Origin of the sequence: Streptomyces sp. NPDC002779 (assembly GCF_042888685.1) — a bacterium.
Taxonomy (GTDB): domain Bacteria; phylum Actinomycetota; class Actinomycetes; order Streptomycetales; family Streptomycetaceae; genus Streptomyces.
Window position 1 is genome coordinate 307,039 of the sequence record NZ_JBIAQC010000002.1, and the last position, 18,898, is coordinate 325,936.

The following is an 18,898-nucleotide window of genomic DNA, read 5'->3' on the forward strand; positions in this document are numbered from 1 at the left end:
CGCATGACGAAAAACCTGAGGACAAGCCCGACGAAGAACCCGACGAAAAACGAGCTGTACATCCCCAAAGGCGCCACCGCCGACGCGGACCACGTCCTCGACATCACCCCCGACCGGGCCGGCTGGACGCACTCCAGCCTGCGGATCGTCGAGCTCGCGCCCGCCGGTACGCACACCTTCACCACCGGGGACAGCGAATGGATCGTCCTCCCCCTCAGCGGTGGATGTACCGTGCAAACAGAACAGGAAGAGTTCCAACTCCTGGGCCGGGAAAGCGTGTTCGCGTCGGTCACCGACTTCGCGTACGCCCCCCGGGACACCCGGGTCCAGATCGCCTCCGGCGCGGGTGGCCGCTTTGCTTTGGCAGGAGCAAGGTGCGAGCGACGACTCCCCGCCCGCTACGGCCCCGCGCCGGAGGTCCCCGTGGAGCAGCGCGGCAGCGGCAACCGGCTGCGCCACGTACGCAACTTCGCCTCCGCCGACGCCTTCGCCTGCGACAAGCTCATCGCCGTAGAAGTGATCACCCCCGGCGGCAACTGGTCCTCGTACCCGCCGCACAAGCACGACGAGCACCGGCCGGGCGAGGAGTCGGAGCTGGAGGAGATCTACTACTTCGAGATCGACGGCCCGCACGGCTTCGGCTACCAGCGCGTGTCCCCCTCCCGGGAGGGCGGCTCCGACGTGCTCGCCGAGGTCCGCTCGGGTGATGTCGTCCTCGTTCCCGACGGCTGGCACGGCCCGTCGATCGCCCAGCCCGGCCACGACATGTACTACCTGAACGTCATGGCGGGCCCGGGGGAGACCCGGGAGTGGCGGATCTGCTTCCACCCGGACCACACGGAGGGGTACTGATGACCACCCGGCTGACCGTCGCCCAGGCGCTGGTCCGTTTCCTCGCCGCGCAGTACACCGAACGCGACGGCGCCCGGCACCGGCTCATCGGCGCGACCTGGGGCATCTTCGGCCACGGCAACGTCGCCGGACTCGGCCAGGCGCTCGTCGAGTACGCCGATGTCATGCCGTACCACCAGGGCCGCAACGAGCAGTCCATGGTGCACGCGGCCGTCGGCTACGCCCGCCAGTCGAACCGGCTGTCCACGCACGCGGTGACGACGTCGATCGGCCCCGGCGCGACCAACCTGGTCACCGGCGCCGCCCTCGCGACCGTCAACCACCTCCCCGTCCTGCTGCTCCCCGGGGACATTTTCGCCACCCGCCCGGCCGACCCGGTCCTCCAGCAGCTGGAGGTCCCCTACGCGGGCGACCTCAGCGTCAACGACTGCCTGCGCCCGGTCTCCCGGTACTTCGACCGCGTCACCCGCCCCGAGGCCCTGATCCCGGCCGCCCTCCAGGCCGTACGGGTGCTCACCGACCCGGTCGAGACCGGCGCCGTCACCCTCGCCCTGCCCCAGGACGTGCAGGCCGAGGCCTACGACTGGCCGGAGGAGTTCTTCGCCGAGCGCACCTGGGCGGTACGGCGGCCGGGCGCCGACCCGGCCGAGCTGGCCGGGGCCGTGACCGCGATCCGCACCGCACGGCGGCCCCTCGTCGTGGCCGGCGGCGGGGTCCACCACAGCCGCGCCGAGGAGGCCCTCGCCGAGTTCGCGGCCGCCACCGGCATCCCGGTGGCCTCCACCCAGGCCGGCAAGGGCTCCCTGCGCCACGACCACCCCCAGGACGTCGGCGGCATCGGCCACACCGGCACCGAGACCGCCGACCGGCTGGCCCGCACCGCCGACCTGGTGATCGGCGTCGGCACCCGGTACACCGACTTCACCACGGCCTCCGGCACCCTCTTCCAGAACCCGGACGTCCGCTTCCTCAACCTCAACATCGCGCCCTATGACGGCCACAAGCTTTCCGGGACGCCCCTGATCGCGGATGCCCGCACCGGCCTGGAGGAGCTGACCGCGCGGCTGGAGATGCACGACCACCGGCTCGACCCGGCGTACGTCGCCGAGTACACCGAGGACAAGGCGCGCTGGGAACAGCGCGTGGACGCCTGCTTCGCGGCCCCGGAGCCGGACGTACGACCGAGCCAGCCGCAGGTCATCGGCGCGCTGGACGCCGTGGTCGACGAGTCGGACGTGATCATCAACGCGGCCGGTTCGCTCCCCGGTGACCTGCACAAACTGTGGCGGTCCCGGTCGGCCGACCAGTACCACCTGGAGTACGGCTACTCCTGCATGGGCTACGAGATCCCGGCCGCGATCGGCGTGAAGCTCGCCGCCCCCGAGCGCACCGTCTGGGCGCTGGTCGGCGACGGCACCTACCTGATGATGCCGACGGAGATCGTCACCGCCGTGCAGGAGGGCATCGCCATCAAGGTGCTGCTCGTGCAGAACCACGGGTACGCGTCCATCGGCGGCCTGTCGGAGTCGGTGGGCGGCGAGCGGTTCGGCACCGCCTACCGCTTCCGGGCGGACGACGGCACCTACACCGGCGCCCCGCTCCCGGTCGACCTGGCCGCCAACGCCGCCAGCCTCGGCATGCGCGTCCTGCGCGCGCGGACCGTCCGGGACCTGCGCGCGGCCCTCGCCGAGGCACGGGCCGCCGACACGCCCACATGTGTCTACGTGGAGACCGAAACGGCAGACACAGTGTCGGGCGCGCCCGAGGCGCAGGCCTGGTGGGATGTTCCTGTGGCCGAGACCGCGACCCGACCGTCGGCGGTCAAGGCCCGCGACGAGTACGACCGGCACGTCTCAACCCGACGCCGCCATCTGTGAAGGAGTTCTTGGTCATGACGAAGATCGTCAACCACTGGATCGGCGGCAAGTCCGTCGACGGCGCGTCGGGTACCTACGGGCCGGTCACCGACCCGGCCACCGGCGCGGTCACCACGAAGGTCGCGTTCGCCTCGGTCGACGAGGTCGACGCCGCCGTACAGGCCGCGAAGGAGGCCTTCGTGACCTGGGGCCAGTCCTCGCTGGCCCAGCGCACCACGATCCTGTTCAAGTTCCGGGCGCTGCTGGACGCCAACCGGGACGCCATCGCCGAGCTGATCACCGCCGAGCACGGCAAGGTGCACTCCGACGCCCTCGGCGAGGTCGCGCGCGGCCTGGAGATCGTCGACCTGGCGTGCGGGATCAACGTGCAGCTCAAGGGCGAGCTGTCGACGCAGGTCGCCAGCCGCGTGGACGTGGCCTCGATCCGCCAGCCGCTCGGCGTGGTCGCGGGCATCACGCCGTTCAACTTCCCGGCGATGGTCCCGATGTGGATGTTCCCGCTGGCCATCGCGTGCGGCAACACCTTCGTGCTGAAGCCGTCGGAGAAGGACCCCTCGGCCGCGATGAAGATCGCCGAGCTGCTCGCCGAGGCCGGTCTGCCGGACGGCGTCTTCAACGTCGTCCACGGCGACAAGGTGGCCGTGGACCGCCTGCTGGAGCACCCGGACGTCAAGGCCGTCTCCTTCGTCGGCTCGACCCCGATCGCCCGCTACATCCACACCACCGCCTCGGCCAACGGCAAGCGCGTGCAGGCGCTCGGCGGCGCCAAGAACCACATGCTGGTCCTGCCCGACGCGGACCTGGACGCGGCGGCCGACGCGGCCGTCTCCGCGGCCTACGGCTCGGCGGGCGAGCGCTGCATGGCGATCTCCGCGGTCGTGGCCGTCGGCGCGATCGGCGACGAACTGGTGGAGAAGATCCGCGAGCGCGCCGAGAAGATCAAGATCGGCCCCGGCAACGACCCCTCCTCCGAGATGGGCCCGCTGATCACCAAGGTCCACCGCGACAAGGTGGCGTCCTACGTCGAGGGCGCGGCGGCGGAGGGCTGCGAGGTCGTCCTGGACGGCACCGGCTACACGGTCGAGGGCCACGAGGACGGCCACTGGATCGGCATCTCGCTCCTTGACAAGGTGCCGACCACTGCGAAGGCGTACCAGGACGAGATCTTCGGCCCGGTGCTGTGCGTGCTGCGCGTGGACACCTACGAGGAGGGCGTGGCCCTCATCAACGGCTCGCCGTTCGGCAACGGCACCGCGATCTTCACCCGCGACGGCGGCGCCGCCCGCCGCTTCCAACTGGAGATCGAGGCCGGCATGGTCGGCGTGAACGTCCCGATCCCGGTCCCCGTCGGCTACCACAGCTTCGGCGGCTGGAAGGACTCCCTCTTCGGGGACCACCACATCTACGGCAACGACGGCACGCACTTCTACACCCGCGGCAAGGTCGTCACCACCCGCTGGCCGGACCCGTCCGAGGCCCCGGCGGGCGTCGACCTGGGCTTCCCGCGCAACCACTGATCCGCGCACCCACTGAGCGGCACCAGCCGGGCCCGGGCACTTCACGTGCCCGGGCCCGGTCGTGTCACTGGCCGTTCTGCTCCTTGACCGCCTCGGTCAGGTCGGCGGTCTGCGCGGCCGGCGGGGCGGCGATGTCCTTGGTGGCGCCGAACTTGGCGAAGTCCATGGAGATCGACATGGAGCCCATCACCTGCTCCATGCGGACGGGCAGGTCCTTGTCGTTGACCCAGATGTCCATCTCCATGGTGGTGGCGCCGCCGGTCATGGCGCCCAGCATGCTGTCCTCGCCGCTGTAGGCGTCCTTGAACTTGCCCATGTCGTTCTCGTCGAGCACGGCCCGGTAATGGGTCGTGCTCTGGCCGTTCACGGTCTCGGCGCCGAGGTCCTCGACATCGCCCGCGTACTTCAGGCTCTTCATGGACGCCGTCGGGTTGCCCGCGTCGCCGCCGCCCTTGTAGGCCTGGCTGCCGCTGTCGCCGAACACCGCGGAGGAGTCGACCTTGATCCACTCCTTGCCCGCGATCGGGCCGGAGGCCTGCGGGTCGACGTCGTAGTAGTAGACGCCGTCGACGAGCAGGACCTGGATCGTCGGGTCGTCCTGGAGCTCCTGCATCTGGGCGGCCGCGGTGTCCATCTGGACGTCGTAGGCCATGCCGTCACCCCACGAGTAGGTGCCCTCCATGGCTATCGGCTTGCCCGTGCCGAGGTCGGTCGACATGCTCACCTCCGCCGAACCGAGCTGCTCGGTGCGGTCGGTGGCGCGGGCCAGCGCCGCCATGATCTTGTCCGACCCGGTGACCGCCTCGGCCGCCTTCTTCGTCGTCTCCCCGGCCCCCTCGGACCCGCACCCGGTGACCGCCACCAGGGCCGCCGCCGTGAGCCCCACCCAGGCCGTGGTGTGCCTCAGCTTCATCCGTCCCCACCCCATCGCTGTGTCTTCGCTGTGTGACATCGCTGTGTGACAAAACGACTCTAGCGGCCCCCGCCGACACGTCCGTATGCCGGACGTCGGCAGTTTTTTCGGGCTTCACGTTGCGGTTCCCGTACGGCCGCAATAAGCGGAACAGCTTGCCTCTTCTGCTGTATACGCGATCTAGAGGGCCCTTCGGCTGCGGATTTCGTAGGTAAACAACCATTGACGTGTTGGTTTTCGTCGGTGTTCCATGCAGCGCCGGGAGCGGACGGAAAACCACGTACGACCGAAGCCGCCGGAGGCGATAGCGCTCCCGCCCGAAACCACCCCGCACGAGCCGATCGGAACCGCCGCATGACCGACACGCTGGAGAAGTCCCTCGTCCCCGATGACGTACCGGCCCGCGCACCGGAGCTGAAGCGTTCGATCGGAGTCGTCGGCGGCACTCTGCTCACGATCTCCTGTGTGACGCCCGCCTCCACCCTCTTCGTGGTCGTCCCCGACCTCTTCGGCTCGCTCGGCACCGCCACCGCGCTCACCATCGCGATCGGCTCCCTGCTCTGCATCGCCGTCGCGTTCTGCTACTCCGAGCTGGGCACCCTCATCCCCAGCGCCGGCGGCGAGTACGCGATGGTCACCACGATGGCCGGACGCCTCGCGGGCTGGCTGGTCTTCGTGCTCTCCCTGCTGGTCGTGATGATCGTGCCCCCGGTGATCGCGATGGGCACGGCCGACTATCTCGCCCCGATCGTCGACCTCGACCCCTCGATGGCGGGCGCCGGCGTGATGCTGCTCGCCACCCTCGCCGGTCTGCTGGACCTGCGCGCGAACGCCTGGATCACCGGCGTCTTCCTGGTCCTGGAGGTGGTGGCCGCGGCCGTGGTCGCCGTGCTGGGCTTCGCCCACGCCGAGCGCGGCCCGGACAGCCTGGTCTCGCTCCAGGTGGCCGGCGCCGACGGCGGCGTCGACACCGTGACGGCAATGCTGATCGTCTCCGGGCTCGCCATCGCCCTCTTCGTCACCCAGGGCTTCTCCACCGCGGTCTACCTCTCCGAGGAACTGGAGAACCCGCGCCGCAACGTCGCCCGTACCGTCCTGGCCACCCTCGGCATCTCCGCCGTGATCATCCTGGTCCCGGTCATCGGCATCACCCTTGGCGCCTCCGACCTCTCCACGCTGACCGGCGGTGACATCGGCGGCATGGTCGAGGCCTGGTCCAACTCCGCGGTCGGCACCTTCGTCAGCCTCTGCGTGGCCCTCGCGATCATCAACGCGGGCATCGTCATGGTCATCCAGAACTCCCGCGTCCTGTTCGCCTCGGCCCGCGACAAGGCCTGGCCCGAGCCGGTCAACGCCGTCTTCGCCAAGCTCGGCCGCTTCGGCTCCCCCTGGGTCGCCACGCTGGCGGTCGGCGTCCCCGGCGCCGCCATGTGCTTCGTCAACCTGGACACCCTGTACGGCGTGACCGGCGTGTCGGTGACCGGCATGTACCTGCTGGTCGCGGTGGCCGCCCTGCTGGCCCGCCGCGGCGCCCACCGGCACCGCCCCGCCTGGCGCATGCCCCTGTGGCCCGCCATGCCGGTCCTGCTGATCGTCGTCCTGGCCTACATCCTCACCCAGCAGGAGACGGAGTACCTGCTGTGGACGGGCGGCATCACGGCCGTGGCCACCCTGTACTGGGCGCTGTACCTGCGCCCGAGGCGGACCACACGATGGCTGGTGACCCTCCCGCACGACGAGCGGGACCAGTCCTCACCCGCGGGCCACTGACACCACGACATCCCGCAACCGCTCCACGTACAGCCGCATGTTCTTGTGCGCGACGTCCGTGTCCGGGTACCGGCTGGCGAGCCAGAGCCCCTCGTGCAGCCGGTTCACCCACACACAGACCTGATCCCCGTACGACACCCTGATCAGCGCGTACGCCGACCGCCCGGCCCAGTCCCCGGCGCCCGGAATCCCCCGGGCGTCGAGGTACGACACGATCGAGTACAGGTCCGGCGAGGTGGGCCGGAAATCGGCCCCCAGCAGGGTCAGCACCCGGGCGAGCGGCATCCGCGCCAGCGGCCGGGCCGCCTGCAACTGCGCGCGCACGCTCCGCAGGGCCTGCGCGAAGTCCGGCTCCGGCACCAGCGGCACCTCGATCGGCGCACCCCCGACGTACCACCCCAGGGAATCCGACCACCGCGACTTCGCCCGCGTGTGGAAGGGCACGACCGTGCGGTAGACGGACTGCCCCCCGATCTCCCGGACGATGAGCGCCGTGGCCGCCAGCAGACCCACCAGGCTCCCGCCGCAGGGCCGGCAGTACGCCTCGAACGCGGCGGCGTCCTCCGGGCCGACGAGCATCTCCCGCATCAGCTTCTGCCCGGGCAGCGGCCCCCCGGGCTCCACCCCGAGATCGACCGGGAAGCCCGGCAGCCGCCCGTCGCACCGCCTGATGAACTCCCGCCAACGGCCGACGATCTCGTGGTTCTCGTCGATCCGGTCCGCGTCCGCCCGTTCGAGCTCGCAGAAGTCGATGTAACTGCTCACCGGCGGCTGCTCCTCGGCCCGGCCCGCGAGGGCCGCCGCGTACAGCTCGTACAGCTCGGCGGGGATGCGGTGCAGGGAGTAGGCGTCGACATTGCTGTGGTCGAAGGCCAGGTACACACTGGTGGCGTCGTCCCGCACCACCGCCGCGTAGATCAGGTTCGGCCAGCGCAGCGCGTCCGCCACCGCGTCGAACCGGTCCTGCAGGTGCTGGACCAGGTCCGCCGCGTCGGTGAAGTCACCGACCACCTCGCGGTGCAGCGCCACCTCCTCGGAGCCGAGCGTGAACCGGCGCAGCTCGTCACCGGCCAGCCGGAAGCCGCTGCGCAGCGTCTCGTGGCGCAGCGTCCAGGTCCGCAGGGCGTCCTGGAGGGCGTCGAGATCGATCCGGCCCGGGACGTCGAACGCCGTGCCGAGCCAGGTCGGGACGAACAGCCCGTCCTCGCGCACGGTCCGGGCGGTCCTGATGTGCGACTCCTGGATGTACGCCGGCGGGCGCGTGTCGTCCGGCAGCCGCGAGGCTCTCTCGACGGTCGCCGGACTGAGCGTCCACTCGACGAGCCGGCCGGGCCGGACCTCGCAGCGCTGGATGTCGGTGATGCGCACAGGGCGTCTCCGTTCGCATGGGGGCGGACCTTCTAGGGTCTGCCGCGCCCGGCGCCAGGGCGTACCGTTTCGCCCCGCTTCAGTGGATCGGGTGGCGCCTCGAACAGCGGTCCTCGTACCACGGGCGCGGTATGCGGGAGGCCGCCGTACGCCCGTGGGAGGTGGGCCGGTTCACCCTGCGGTCGACAACTCCCCGACAGGTTGACCCCGTACCGTTGACGCATGGATCTTCGACTGCGAGGGCCGTCCCGGCGGCCCCGGCGTCTGCTGGCCGCCGGGGCCGCCGTCGTCGTGCTCGCCGGCGCCGGCACCTGGACCGCCGTCGCCTCGGACGAGGGGCCCGCGGTGCACCGCGCCGACCGGCTCCTGTCCGCGGGCGACGTACGCCTGGACACCTCGTACTTCACCGCCCCCGGCGGCGAGCGGCGCCCCGCCGTCCTGCTCGGCCACGGCTTCGGCGGCAGCAAGGACGACATGCGCGAGCAGGCCGAGGAGCTGGCCGCCGACGGGTACGCGGTGCTGACCTGGTCGGCCCGCGGCTTCGGCAGGTCCACCGGCGCCATCGGGCTCAACGACCCGAAGGGCGAGGTCGCCGACGTCAGCAGGCTGATCGACTGGCTGGCGCAGCAGCCCCAGGTCAGGCTCGACCGGACCGGCGACCCGCGCGTGGGCATGGCGGGCGCCTCCTACGGCGGCGCGATCAGCCTCCTCGGCGCCGGGTACGACGACCGCGTCGACGCCATCGCCCCCGCGGTGACGTACTGGAACCTCGCCGACGCCCTCTTCCCGAACGGCGTCTTCAAGAAGCTCTGGGCCGGCCTCTTCGTCAACACCGGCGGCGGCTGTCACCGGTTCGAGGACCGGCTGTGCCGGATGTACGAGCGGGTCGCCGAGTCCGGCACCCCGGACGCCGGGGCGCGCGCACTGCTGGAGCAGCGCTCCCCGTCCGCCGTCGCCGACCGCATCGACGTCCCCACGCTCCTGGTGCAGGGCCAGAGGGACTCCCTGTTCCCGCTCGGCCAGGCCGACGCCGCCGCCCGGGCGATCCGCGCCAACGGCGCCCCCGTCGACGTCGACTGGATCGCGGGCGGCCATGACGGCGGCGACCAGGAGGTCGACCGGCTCCGGGCACGCATCCGGGTCTGGTTCGACCGGTACCTGAAGGACGACAAGGCCGTCGACACCGGCCCCGCCTTCCGCGTCACCCGCACCGGAGGCGTCGACTCCACCGACGGCCAGGCCCAGTTGCGTGGCGCGAGCGGGGACCGCTACCCCGGTCTGGACAGCGGCCGCGAGGAGGTCGCCCTGACCGGCCGCGAACAGAGCTTCGCCAACCCGGCCGGCGCCAACCCGCCCGCCGTCTCCGCCCTCCCGGGCCTGGGCGGCGGCGGCCTCGCCCAGCTCTCCTCCCTCGGCGTCGGCGTCTCCCTCGACTTCCCCGGCCAGTACGCCCGCTTCGACTCCGCCCCCCTCCGGGACGACCTGCGCATCACCGGCTCCCCGACGGTCACCGTGCACGTCGAGTCGACCAGCGAGGACGCCGTCCTCTTCGCCAAGGTCTACGACGTCGGCGCCGACGGCACCCAGCAGGTGCTGCCGTCCCAGCTGGTCGCACCGGTGCGAGTGAAGGGCGCGAAGTCCGGCAAGGACGTGACGATCACGCTCCCCGCCGTCGACCACGAGATCGACCGGGGCCACCGGCTGCGCCTGGTCCTCGCCTCCACCGACCTCGGCTACGCCTCCCCGGCCGCCCCCGCGACCTACCGGGTCGCCCTGAAGAGCGACCTGAGCGTGCCCACGGCCCCCGCAGTGACCACCGCCGCCGCCCCGCTGCCCACGTGGGTGTGGTGGCTGCCGCTCGCCGGTGCGCTGGTCGCCGCGGCCCTGCTGCTGACCGCCCGCCGCCGCACCGCGGCACCCGCCCCCGACCCGGAACTGGCCGACGTCCCGCTCCAGATCACGGACCTGAGCAAGAAGTACGCGGGCGGCGACCGCTACAGCGTCCGCGACCTCACCTTCCGCGTCGACAAGGGCCAGGTCCTCGGCCTGCTCGGCCCGAACGGCGCCGGCAAGACGACGACCCTGCGCATGCTGATGGGCCTGATCCGGCCGGACGGCGGCGAGATCCGCGTCTTCGGCCACGCCATCCGCCCCGGCTCCCCGGTCCTGTCCAGGGTCGGCGCCTTCGTCGAGGGCGCGGGCTTCCTGCCGCACCTGTCGGGCCGGGAGAACCTGGAGCTGTACTGGGCCGCCACCGGCCGCCCCGCCGGGGACGCCCACCTGGACGAGGCCCTGGAGATCGCCGGCCTCGGCGACGCCCTGGCCCGCGCGGTGCGCACCTACTCCCAGGGCATGCGCCAGCGCCTGGCCATCGCCCAGGCCATGCTCGGCCTGCCGGACCTGCTGATCCTGGACGAGCCGACCAACGGCCTCGACCCGCCGCAGATCCGCGAGATGCGCGAGGTGATGATCCGGTACGCGGCCGCCGGACGCACGGTGATCGTCTCCAGCCATCTGCTGGCGGAGGTCGAGCAGACCTGCACCCACCTCGTGGTCATGGACCGCGGCCGGCTCGTCCAGGCGGGCCCGGTCGGCGAGATCGTCGGCTCCGGCGACACCCTGCTGGTGGGCACCGCCACGCCGGTGGAGGAGCCGGTCATGGAGAAGGTGACCGCGCTCGAAGGGGTTGCCTCGGCCGTACGGACCGACGACGGGCTCCTGGTCCGCCTCGGCGCCGACGGCAGCGCCTCCCGCCTGGTCGCCGAACTCGTCCGCCTCGACGTGCCCGTGGCGTCGGTGGGCCCGCACCGCCGCCTGGAGGACGCCTTCCTCACCCTGATCGGAGGTTCCGCATGAGCACGCTCACCGAGGTCGCCTCCGGTTACCGGGCGCGCCGCACCCTGCCGCTGCGCGTGGAGCTGGCCCGTCAGCTCAAGCGCCGCCGCACCCTGGTGATGGGCGCCATCCTGGCCGCGCTGCCGTTCGTGCTGCTGGTCGCCTTCGCGATCGGCGGCGAACCGGACCGCGGCGGCGACCGCATCACCCTGATGGACACCGCCACCGCCTCCGGCGCCAACTTCGCCGCGGTGAACCTCTTCGTCTCCGCCGGCTTCCTGCTGGTCATCCCGGTCGCCCTGTTCTGCGGCGACACGGTGGCCTCGGAGGCCGGCTGGTCCTCCCTGCGCTATCTGCTCGCGGCGCCCGTGCCGCGGGCCCGGCTGCTGTGGTCCAAGCTCGTCGTCGGGCTCGGCCTGAGCCTGGCCGCGATGGTGCTGCTGCCGGTGGTCGCGCTGGCCGTCGGCACCGCCGCCTACGGCTGGGGCCCGCTGGCCATCCCCACCGGCGGCTCGCTCGACGCGGGCACCGCGGCCCAGCGCCTGGTGGTCGTCGTGGCGTACCTCTTCGTCTCCCAACTGGTCACCGCCGGGCTGGCGTTCTGGCTGTCCACGAAGACCGACGCCCCGCTCGGCGCGGTCGGCGGCGCGGTGGGCCTCACCATCGTCGGCAACGTCCTGGACGCGGTGACCGCCCTCGGCGACTGGCGCCACTTCCTGCCCGCGCACTGGCAGTTCGCCTGGGCGGACGCCGTCCAGCCCACCCCGGAGTGGTCCGGCATGATCCAGGGCGCCGCCGTCTCGGTAACGTACGCCGTCGTCCTGTTCGCGCTGGCCTTCCGCGGTTTCGCGCGCAAGGACGTGGTGTCCTAGGTCACCGGAGGATCACCCACCGGTCTCGAAGCCCCCCTGTCGTGCCCACTTCGAGACCCACCCGCAACACCCCGTACCGCACGTTCCGCCCCCGGGCCCCGTCACAGTCACAGAAGTCGGCGTCAACGGACCCAGGGGGCACGGACGATGGCACGGTACGGCACACGACGACGGTGGCGGGGCGCGGTGCTGGCGCTCACGACGGCGGGCCTGCTGCTCACGGGCTGCGGCCAGGGCAGCGGCGACCACGCGACGGACAGCACGGACAAGAACGGCGACTACCACCCGGCCCCGGCCCCCGACAGCGGCGGGCACGACGAGCGGGACGACGACGGCACGTCCCGGGACATCGCCCCGTCCCCCGACCACCTCTCCACCTTCGCCCTCGACGTCGACACCGCCTCCTACGGCTATGCCCGCCGCACCCTCGCCGAGGGCCGGCGGCCGGACCCGTCGTCGATCCGCCCCGAGGAGTTCGTCAACAGCTTCCGCCAGGACTACCCGCGCCCCGACGGCAACGGCTTCTCGGTGACCGTCGACGGAGCCCGCACCGACCGGGAGGACTGGTCGCTGGTCCGGGTCGGCCTGGCCACCCGCCCCTCGGAACAGCGGGGTGAACGACCGCCGGCCGCCCTCACCTTCGTCCTGGACATCTCCGGCTCGATGGCCGAACCGGGCCGGCTGGACCTGGCCCAGGAGTCCCTCGGCGTGCTGACCGACCGGCTCCGCGACGACGACTCGGTCGCCCTGGTCACCTTCAGCGACCGGGCCGAGACCGTCCTGCCGATGACCCGCCTCGGCGGCAACCGGGACGCGATCCACGACGCGATCGACGATCTCGAGCCCATGTACTCCACCGACCTGGGCGCGGGCGTCGAGACCGGTTACGCGACCGCCGTCGAGGGCCTGCGCGAGGGCGCCACCAACCGTGTCGTCCTCGTCTCCGACGCCCTCGCCAACGACGGCGACACCGACCCCGACACCATCCTCGAACGCATCGAGGGCGCCCGCCGCGAACACGGCATCACCCTCTTCGGCGTCGGCGTCGGCAGCGACTACGGCGACGCCCTGATGGAACGCCTCGCCGACCGGGGCGACGGCCACACGGCGTACGTCTCCGACTCCGACGAGGCCCGAACGGTGTTCTGCGAACAACTGCCGAGGAACATCGACCTCACCGCCCGCGACGCCAAGGCCCAGGTCGCCTTCGACCCTCAGACGGTCGCCGAGTTCCGCCTCGTCGGCTACGACAACCGCCGCGTCGCCGACGACGACTTCCGCGACGACCGGGTGGACGGCGGCGAGGTCGGCCCCGGCCACACCGTGACCGCCGTGTACGCGGTCCGCACCGTGCCCGGCGCCGACGGCCACCTCGCCACCGCCACCGTCCGCTGGCAAGACCCCGACACCCGCGCCCCGCACGAGGAGTCCGGCCGGCTGGAGCGGGCCTCGCTCCACGACGACCTCTGGAGCGCGAGCCCCCGCTTCCAGGTCACGGCCGTCGCGGCCTACTTCGCCGACGCCCTCCGCCGCGGCGACGACCCCCGGCCCGCACTGCCCGGCGCGCCGCCCCTGCGCGAACTGGCCGTGCACGCCGGCACGCTGGCGGACACCACCGGGGACCGGGCGGTGCGGGACCTCGCCGCGACCATCCGCCGGGCCCTGCCCCTGGAAACCGAGGACTGACCGACCGCCCACCGCCGGCAGCGCCGGACACACTGAAGGGCGGGGCCACCGGACAACCGGTGGCCCCGCCCTCGTACCGGCGTCAGCGCTCGCTGTTCTCCGACAGGATCGACACGTCCTCCAGGAGGTGCGCCAGCGCGCCGTCCCGCTTGGTCTGCGTCGAGTTCTCGGCACACTGCTGGTTCATGTCGTCCGACAGGATCGGGAGGTCCTGGATCGAGACGATGTTGACGATGGGGACGTTGATGTCCTCCAGGGCGATGCAGGGCTTGTTGAAGGAGCCCTGGATGAGCGCCATCTGCGGGCTCATGTTGCCGTACGTGCTCGAGTTGCCGAAGCTCTGCATCGCCCCGTTGCCGTTCGAGGTGACCGGACCGCTGTCGTCACCGATCGCCAGCGCCTGCGGAGCCGTGGCAGCGGAGACACCCACGACGGAAGCGGCGAGAGCCGCGGTGGCAATAACCTTCTTGATCACTGGCCAGTCCTTTCAGAGAAAACGTGTGCACCGGAGCGCTCTGATCCAACTGATCTGGCGCGACTTGGTTTCTCCCGTTCACTCCGTCGGCCCACACCGCGGACGTTTGCCGGGCCGCTCCGCGGGGACCGCGTTTCGACTCCGTGCGGGCCAACCGGGTGAACCCCCGCAACCAATCCCGACGCGCTCGGTTGATGAAGCCGTACGACATGCGTCGCTACGAGGAAAGGAACGCGAAGTGCTCAAGAAGGCAATGGTCGCCGCGGCGGCTGCCGCTTCTGTCATTGGTATGTCGGTGGCGGCGGCTCCCCAGGCGCTTGCCATCGGTGACGACTCCGGCCCGGCCGTGGCCAACGGCAACGGTGCCAGTTCGTCCTTCGGCAACTCGGCGACCAAGGGCGACATGAGCCCGCAGCTCTCGCTGGTCGACGGGACGCTGAACAAGCCGTGCGCCGCGCTGGAGGACATCAACGTCGCCGTCATCAACATCGTGCCGATCCAGGACGTCCCGATCCTGTCGGACGACCTGGCGCAGCAGTGCACCGACAACTCCACGCAGGCCAAGCGCGATGGCGCGCTCTCGCACATCCTGGAGGACCTGTCGGTCCTGTCGGCGAACGGCGAGTCGAACTGAGCCGTGGCCCCACGCAGCCCGGGCGGTCCGCTGAATTCTCTGCGGGCCGCCCGGTCGCGTCAGGGAACGGACCCTCCGGGCGACGCGACGGTGTGCTCGTCACTCTCCCGGCGGAGCGGCGGCGGCGTGGAACGAGGCATGCGAGTGAACTTCGCGGTGTCGCACGTTCCATGGCTTCCTCATCCGTGAATTGCTCGTTAGCAGGCTGCAGGTCATGGTGCGAGCCGTTCCAGCTGCGCTCGCTTCGGCTTCGGCCGACAAAGAGGCATGACCGCTGAGAAGGGATAGTTCATGAAGAAGAGCGTTGCTGTTGTCGCGGGCGCCATCATGGCCATGGGTATGGCCACCCCGGCGTTCGCCGACGCGGAGGCCAAGGGTGCGGCCATCGGCTCCCCCGGCGTCCTCTCGGGCAATGTGGTCCAGATTCCCGTGCACGTTCCGATCAACGTGTGCGGCAACTCCGTGAACGTCATCGCCCTGTTGAACCCGACGTTCGGCAACACCTGCGTCAACGACTGACGACGCAGCGCACCAGCCACTCCGCTTGTGGCACGGCCGGCCTCGGACGCCTTCTCCCCGTTCCGAGGCCGGTTTTTTTTCCTTCACTTCTTCAAGCAGGAAGACAACGAGATTGCGACAGACCCTGAGCAGGGGAATGGTCGCGGCCGCCGCCGCGACAAGCATTCTGTCCCTGTGCGGTGCTCCCGCCCTCGCCGACACGAGCGCGGACGGGGGTGCCAAGGATTCGCCCGGCGTGGCGTCCGGCAACGATGTGTCGGCGCCGGTCGAGCTCCCGGTCAACGCCTGCGGCAACACCGTCGACGTGGTCGCCGCGCTCAACCCGTCCTTCGGCAACGACTGCGCCACGGCGGACGACGCGACGAAGCGCGGTGCGTACGGGGAGCCGTACGACGATTCCGGATACGGCCACGGCGACGACGACCGCGACCACGACGACCGCGACCACGGGGACGGGGACCACGGGGACGGGGACGGGGGGTACGGCGACACGCCCTCGCCGAAGCCGCCCACGACACCCCCGGGCGGCGGACACACGCCTCCGGGCGGTGAGCACACGCCTCCGGATGGTGGTCACACGCCACCGCCGCCCGGTGGGGAACAGACCCCTCCGCCGCCCGGTGGTGACCACACGCCCCCGCCGCCCCCTGGTGGTGGGCACACCCCTCCGCCTCCGGTCGGTGAGCACACGCCGCCGCCACCTCCCGGCGGGGGTCACGACGGGCCGGTGCCCATGCTGCCCGAGACCGGTAGCGGTGAGGGCATGCTGGCCGCGTCCGGTGCCAGTGCCGCTCTGATCGCGGGCGGGGCCGTTCTGTACCGGCGAGGACGGGCCGCGTCCCATCGGTGAGACGAACCACGGGTGCCGGACGTCCAGTACGTCCGGCACCCGTGGTGTGTGCGCCCCCCGCACCTCAGTGACTGCCCGCCTTCTCGTCGTCGACGACCGGCGCCTTCCCCTGCCGGACCACGCGCGCCTCGGCCGGCGGCCCTGACCGCCGGCACAGGCGGCGCAGCCGGTCCAGCACGCGGCGCGACACGTGCCTGGTCCACAGGGTCCACATCGCCCGGCCCGGCGCCCGGTCGTCCGGGGCGTACCAGGCCGTCTCGCGGCCGTGCCGCGTCGGACGCAGGGCCGTCAACGGCGCGTAGTTCTCCACGACGAACATCCGCCCCGGACGCGGTGACCCCTCCGGCAGCGGGCGGTGGGTCAGGTCCAAATGCAGGGCTCGTACGACGTCCAGTTCCGCGGTGTCCGTGAAGAGACGGAACTGGGCGCCCGGGCGCGGGTTGAAGTCGAGCAGGTGGTACTGGCCCGTCGTGGCGCAGCGGCGGAAGTCGAGGTCGAGGATGCCGCGGTAGCCGAGGTGCGCCACCAAGTCCGCTGCCAGCGCCCGCACCTGGGGGTCGGGAGTCCAGCGGCCCACCGCGGTCAGCCCCGCGCCGCGCGGCCAGGACAGGTGCTTCGCCCCGGTGCCGCCCGCCCGGAGGGCGCCCGCGCGGTCGACGTACCCGTGGAAGAACCAGTCCAGGTCCGGACCCGGCGGCAGGAACGCCTGGAGCAGCAGCTCGCTGCCCGCTTCCGCCGTGCGCGCGTACAGCTCCCGTGCCTGCTGTGCCGAGCGGATGACCGCCGTGCTGCGCAGCCCGCTGCCGGGCGGCAGCAGCCAGGGGCGGCTCCACTTCGCGACCACCGGCAGGCCCAGCCGCCAGGCGTCCGCCGCGGCCTCCGAGGCGCTGGCCGGGACGAGCGTGCGGGGGTGCGGGATGCCCGCCGCGGCGCAGATCCCGGCCAGCTCGGCCTTGTCGGCGACCCGCTCGGGCAGTGAACGGGGCTGCTGCGGCAGCAGATACGCGGGGGAGAGCTCCGCGCCGAGCCGGCTCACCGCCACCGCGCCCGCGTCGTCCATCGGGATCAGCACGGCCGGCCTCGCGATCCCGGCGGCCACCCTGCGCAGCGCCCCCGCGATGTCGGCCGGGGCCGCACCGGGCGCAGGCGCCGGGTGCACGCGGGTCACGAAACGGGAGCGGCGTACGGGGGACGCCACGCAGTCGGCGACCACATGCACCTCCACGCCCGCCCGGCCCAGCGAGCGCACGGCGCCCAGCGTTCCGTGGTGAAAGGGATTCCGGTCGATCCGCAGCAGTACTGCGGGGATCCGGGTGTCGAACAGCGACACGGACTCAATTCCTTCGGTCGGGCGAGCGGGGCACTCGAAAGCCGTAACAACGGTGGCGTAATGCCTGCTCATATGACTGGGTGTCAGTAATGGGAAATACCGCGAGTGTGGAGAAAGGAGCAGGCATGGCCCCACAGCAGCGACCGGCCCGGTCCCGTCGGCGGCTGGCGTGTGTCGCGGTGGTCGTCGCCGCGTCCGCAGCCCTGGCGTCCGGTACGGGATTCGCCGCGGGCACGGGGGTGGGCCGGGTCGCCGATCCTCCCGCTCCGGCACCCACGGCCACCGCGCAGGCGACCCCGGCACCGACGGCCACCGCACAGGCGACCCCGGCACCCGCGGCGCCGGCCCAGCACACCCCCGCCTTCGGCGCCTACCTCGACTACAGCGCCCGGGGCGTCGACCGGATCGCCGAGCTCAGCCGCTGGCTGGACGGGGCCGACCTGCGGGTCGGTCACACGTACCTGCCCGGCGACCGGTGGAGCAACATCGAGGGCGCCCCCAACTTCCTGGAGGCCTGGGCCGACTGGCGACGGGAACGGGACGACCGGATGTTCGTCCTCAACGTCCCCATGCAGGAGCGCAACGAGGAGGGCGTCTCCGACACCGAGGTCCGGCAGTTGCTGCGGGAGGGCGCGGCCGGCGCCTTCGACCGCCACTACCGCCGCCTCGCCGAGCGGCTGGTGGAGCTGAAGGTCCCGGACACGGTGATCGTGCTCGGCTGGGAGATGAACGGCATCACGTACACCCATCGCTGCGGCCCCGACCCGGAGGCGTGGAAGAAGTACTGGAACAGGATCGTCACCACCATGCGTGCGGTGCCGGGGCAGAAGTTCCTGTTCGATTTCACCCCGACCCGGGGCCGGGACGCCGTTCCCTGGACGGAGTGCTATCCGGGCGACGACACGGTCGACATCATCGGAATGGACGCGTACGACCAGCCGCGCGGAATGTCGTTCGACGAACAGGTGAAGGAGCCCTACGGTCTCCAGGCGCACGTGGACTTCGCCAAAGCCCACGGCAAGCCCATTTCCTATCCGGAATGGGGACTCTTCCGCAACGGTGACAATCCCGAGTACATGCGGCGGATGCTCGCCTGGATGGACGAGCACAAGCCGCTGTACAACACGCTGACCGACTACTGCCCGCACGGTGTGTGGCAGTGCCGGGCCAACCCCGAGTCGGCGGAGATCTACCGCTCGGTCCTGTCCGGCCGTACGGACGTGCCGCAGCCCACGCCCGAGCCCACGCCGGAGCCGACCCCGGGCGAGCCCACCGCTCCGCCCGTCACCCCGCCGAACTGCTCGCCGCTGGAGTTGGGCGACTGGGTGGAGTACTGGCTCGGCGGGAAACTGTGCCTGCGCTTCGACTGGTTCTCGCGCAACCGGTGAGCCCCCGGTGGC

At 71.7% G+C, this 18,898-nt stretch carries 15 protein-coding genes; 11 read left to right on the plus strand and 4 right to left on the minus strand.

Annotated elements, in window-relative coordinates; genetic code table 11:
• Positions 1 to 3: 3 nt before the first annotated feature.
• Genes iolB through mmsA form a run of 3 tightly spaced genes read left to right on the plus strand, consistent with a single transcriptional unit; the run spans position 4 to position 4,246 of the window.
• Positions 4 to 852 (plus strand): 5-deoxy-glucuronate isomerase, encoded by an 849-nt coding sequence (gene iolB / locus ACFYW5_RS07010; RefSeq protein ID WP_389415914.1) that lies wholly within the window; start codon positions 4 to 6, stop codon positions 850 to 852.
• On the plus strand, positions 852 to 2,729 hold the full coding sequence (gene iolD / locus ACFYW5_RS07015; protein WP_389415915.1) for a 3D-(3,5/4)-trihydroxycyclohexane-1,2-dione acylhydrolase (decyclizing): 1,878 nt from the start codon (positions 852 to 854) through the stop codon (positions 2,727 to 2,729). Before iolB ends, iolD begins: the two co-directional genes overlap by 1 nt.
• Positions 2,730 to 2,743: 14 nt before the next feature.
• Entirely contained in the window at positions 2,744 to 4,246 is a 1,503-nt protein-coding gene (gene mmsA / locus ACFYW5_RS07020; RefSeq protein WP_389415916.1) for a CoA-acylating methylmalonate-semialdehyde dehydrogenase, read from the plus strand.
• 64 nt (positions 4,247 to 4,310) lie between these two features.
• Here the strand turns inward: mmsA and ACFYW5_RS07025 are convergent, their stop codons facing one another.
• Entirely contained in the window at positions 4,311 to 5,159 is an 849-nt protein-coding gene (locus ACFYW5_RS07025; RefSeq protein WP_389415917.1) for a hypothetical protein, read from the minus strand.
• Between the two features lie 354 nt (positions 5,160 to 5,513).
• Here ACFYW5_RS07025 and ACFYW5_RS07030 point away from each other — a divergent pair, with 354 nt between their 5' ends.
• Positions 5,514 to 6,929, plus strand: a complete 1,416-nt coding sequence (locus ACFYW5_RS07030; RefSeq protein ID WP_389415918.1) for an APC family permease — start codon at positions 5,514 to 5,516, stop codon at positions 6,927 to 6,929.
• On the opposite strand, the gene ACFYW5_RS07035 is transcribed toward ACFYW5_RS07030, so the two are convergent.
• Positions 6,912 to 8,297, minus strand: a complete 1,386-nt coding sequence (locus ACFYW5_RS07035) for a condensation domain-containing protein (RefSeq protein ID WP_389415919.1) — start codon at positions 8,295 to 8,297, stop codon at positions 6,912 to 6,914. The genes ACFYW5_RS07030 and ACFYW5_RS07035 overlap by 18 nt on opposite strands.
• Before the next feature lie 222 nt (positions 8,298 to 8,519).
• Here ACFYW5_RS07035 and ACFYW5_RS07040 point away from each other — a divergent pair, with 222 nt between their 5' ends.
• The 3 genes from ACFYW5_RS07040 to ACFYW5_RS07050 all read left to right on the plus strand — a co-directional run bounded on the left by ACFYW5_RS07040 (position 8,520) and on the right by ACFYW5_RS07050 (position 13,690).
• On the plus strand, positions 8,520 to 11,153 hold the full coding sequence (locus ACFYW5_RS07040; RefSeq protein ID WP_389415920.1) for an alpha/beta fold hydrolase: 2,634 nt from the start codon (positions 8,520 to 8,522) through the stop codon (positions 11,151 to 11,153).
• Positions 11,150 to 12,004, plus strand: coding sequence for an ABC transporter permease (locus tag ACFYW5_RS07045; protein ID WP_389415921.1), 855 nt, complete (start codon positions 11,150 to 11,152; stop codon positions 12,002 to 12,004). Before ACFYW5_RS07040 ends, ACFYW5_RS07045 begins: the two co-directional genes overlap by 4 nt.
• Before the next feature lie 147 nt (positions 12,005 to 12,151).
• Complete coding sequence (locus ACFYW5_RS07050) at positions 12,152 to 13,690, plus strand: von Willebrand factor type A domain-containing protein (protein ID WP_389415922.1); 1,539 nt, start codon at positions 12,152 to 12,154, stop codon at positions 13,688 to 13,690.
• Positions 13,691 to 13,772: 82 nt separating this feature from the next.
• On the opposite strand, the gene ACFYW5_RS07055 is transcribed toward ACFYW5_RS07050, so the two are convergent.
• Positions 13,773 to 14,165, minus strand: a complete 393-nt coding sequence (locus tag ACFYW5_RS07055; protein WP_389415923.1) for a rodlin — start codon at positions 14,163 to 14,165, stop codon at positions 13,773 to 13,775.
• Between the two features lie 238 nt (positions 14,166 to 14,403).
• On the opposite strand from ACFYW5_RS07055, the gene rdlA reads away from it, so the two are divergent.
• From rdlA to ACFYW5_RS07070, 3 genes are all read left to right on the plus strand, one after another.
• Positions 14,404 to 14,799 carry a rodlin RdlA gene (gene rdlA / locus ACFYW5_RS07060; RefSeq protein WP_389415924.1) on the plus strand — a complete coding sequence of 132 codons (396 nt, stop codon included), beginning with the start codon at positions 14,404 to 14,406 and terminating at the stop codon, positions 14,797 to 14,799.
• 291 nt (positions 14,800 to 15,090) lie between these two features.
• The gene (locus tag ACFYW5_RS07065; RefSeq protein ID WP_389415925.1) at positions 15,091 to 15,318 is read left to right on the plus strand and encodes a chaplin; all 228 of its coding nucleotides are present in this window, start codon (positions 15,091 to 15,093) and stop codon (positions 15,316 to 15,318) included.
• A gap of 136 nt (positions 15,319 to 15,454) precedes the next feature.
• Complete coding sequence (locus ACFYW5_RS07070) at positions 15,455 to 16,168, plus strand: chaplin (protein ID WP_389416425.1); 714 nt, start codon at positions 15,455 to 15,457, stop codon at positions 16,166 to 16,168.
• A 64-nt stretch (positions 16,169 to 16,232) separates the two neighbouring features.
• On the opposite strand, the gene ACFYW5_RS07075 is transcribed toward ACFYW5_RS07070, so the two are convergent.
• Entirely contained in the window at positions 16,233 to 17,498 is a 1,266-nt protein-coding gene (locus ACFYW5_RS07075) for an ATP-grasp domain-containing protein (RefSeq protein WP_389415926.1), read from the minus strand.
• Positions 17,499 to 17,623: 125 nt separating this feature from the next.
• Here ACFYW5_RS07075 and ACFYW5_RS07080 point away from each other — a divergent pair, with 125 nt between their 5' ends.
• Positions 17,624 to 18,886 (plus strand): glycoside hydrolase family 26 protein, encoded by a 1,263-nt coding sequence (locus ACFYW5_RS07080; RefSeq protein ID WP_389415927.1) that lies wholly within the window; start codon positions 17,624 to 17,626, stop codon positions 18,884 to 18,886.
• Positions 18,887 to 18,898: the final 12 nt, after the last annotated feature.

What these genes read in the sequence shown, in the direction of transcription:
- iolB (WP_389415914.1), top strand. Translation starts at nt 4, where the DNA reads ATGACGAAAAACCTGAGGACAAGCCCGACGAAGAACCCGACGAAAAAC.
- ACFYW5_RS07030 (WP_389415918.1), top strand. Translation starts at nt 5,514, where the DNA reads ATGACCGACACGCTGGAGAAGTCCCTCGTCCCCGATGACGTACCGGCC.
- ACFYW5_RS07080 (WP_389415927.1), top strand. Translation starts at nt 17,624, where the DNA reads ATGGCCCCACAGCAGCGACCGGCCCGGTCCCGTCGGCGGCTGGCGTGT.
- ACFYW5_RS07045 (WP_389415921.1), top strand. Translation starts at nt 11,150, where the DNA reads ATGAGCACGCTCACCGAGGTCGCCTCCGGTTACCGGGCGCGCCGCACC.
- ACFYW5_RS07040 (WP_389415920.1), top strand. Translation starts at nt 8,520, where the DNA reads ATGGATCTTCGACTGCGAGGGCCGTCCCGGCGGCCCCGGCGTCTGCTG.
- ACFYW5_RS07070 (WP_389416425.1), top strand. Translation starts at nt 15,455, where the DNA reads ATGGTCGCGGCCGCCGCCGCGACAAGCATTCTGTCCCTGTGCGGTGCT.
- iolD (WP_389415915.1), top strand. Translation starts at nt 852, where the DNA reads ATGACCACCCGGCTGACCGTCGCCCAGGCGCTGGTCCGTTTCCTCGCC.
- ACFYW5_RS07050 (WP_389415922.1), top strand. Translation starts at nt 12,152, where the DNA reads ATGGCACGGTACGGCACACGACGACGGTGGCGGGGCGCGGTGCTGGCG.
- ACFYW5_RS07025 (WP_389415917.1), bottom strand. Translation starts at nt 5,159, where the DNA reads ATGAAGCTGAGGCACACCACGGCCTGGGTGGGGCTCACGGCGGCGGCC.
- mmsA (WP_389415916.1), top strand. Translation starts at nt 2,744, where the DNA reads ATGACGAAGATCGTCAACCACTGGATCGGCGGCAAGTCCGTCGACGGC.
- ACFYW5_RS07065 (WP_389415925.1), top strand. Translation starts at nt 15,091, where the DNA reads ATGAAGAAGAGCGTTGCTGTTGTCGCGGGCGCCATCATGGCCATGGGT.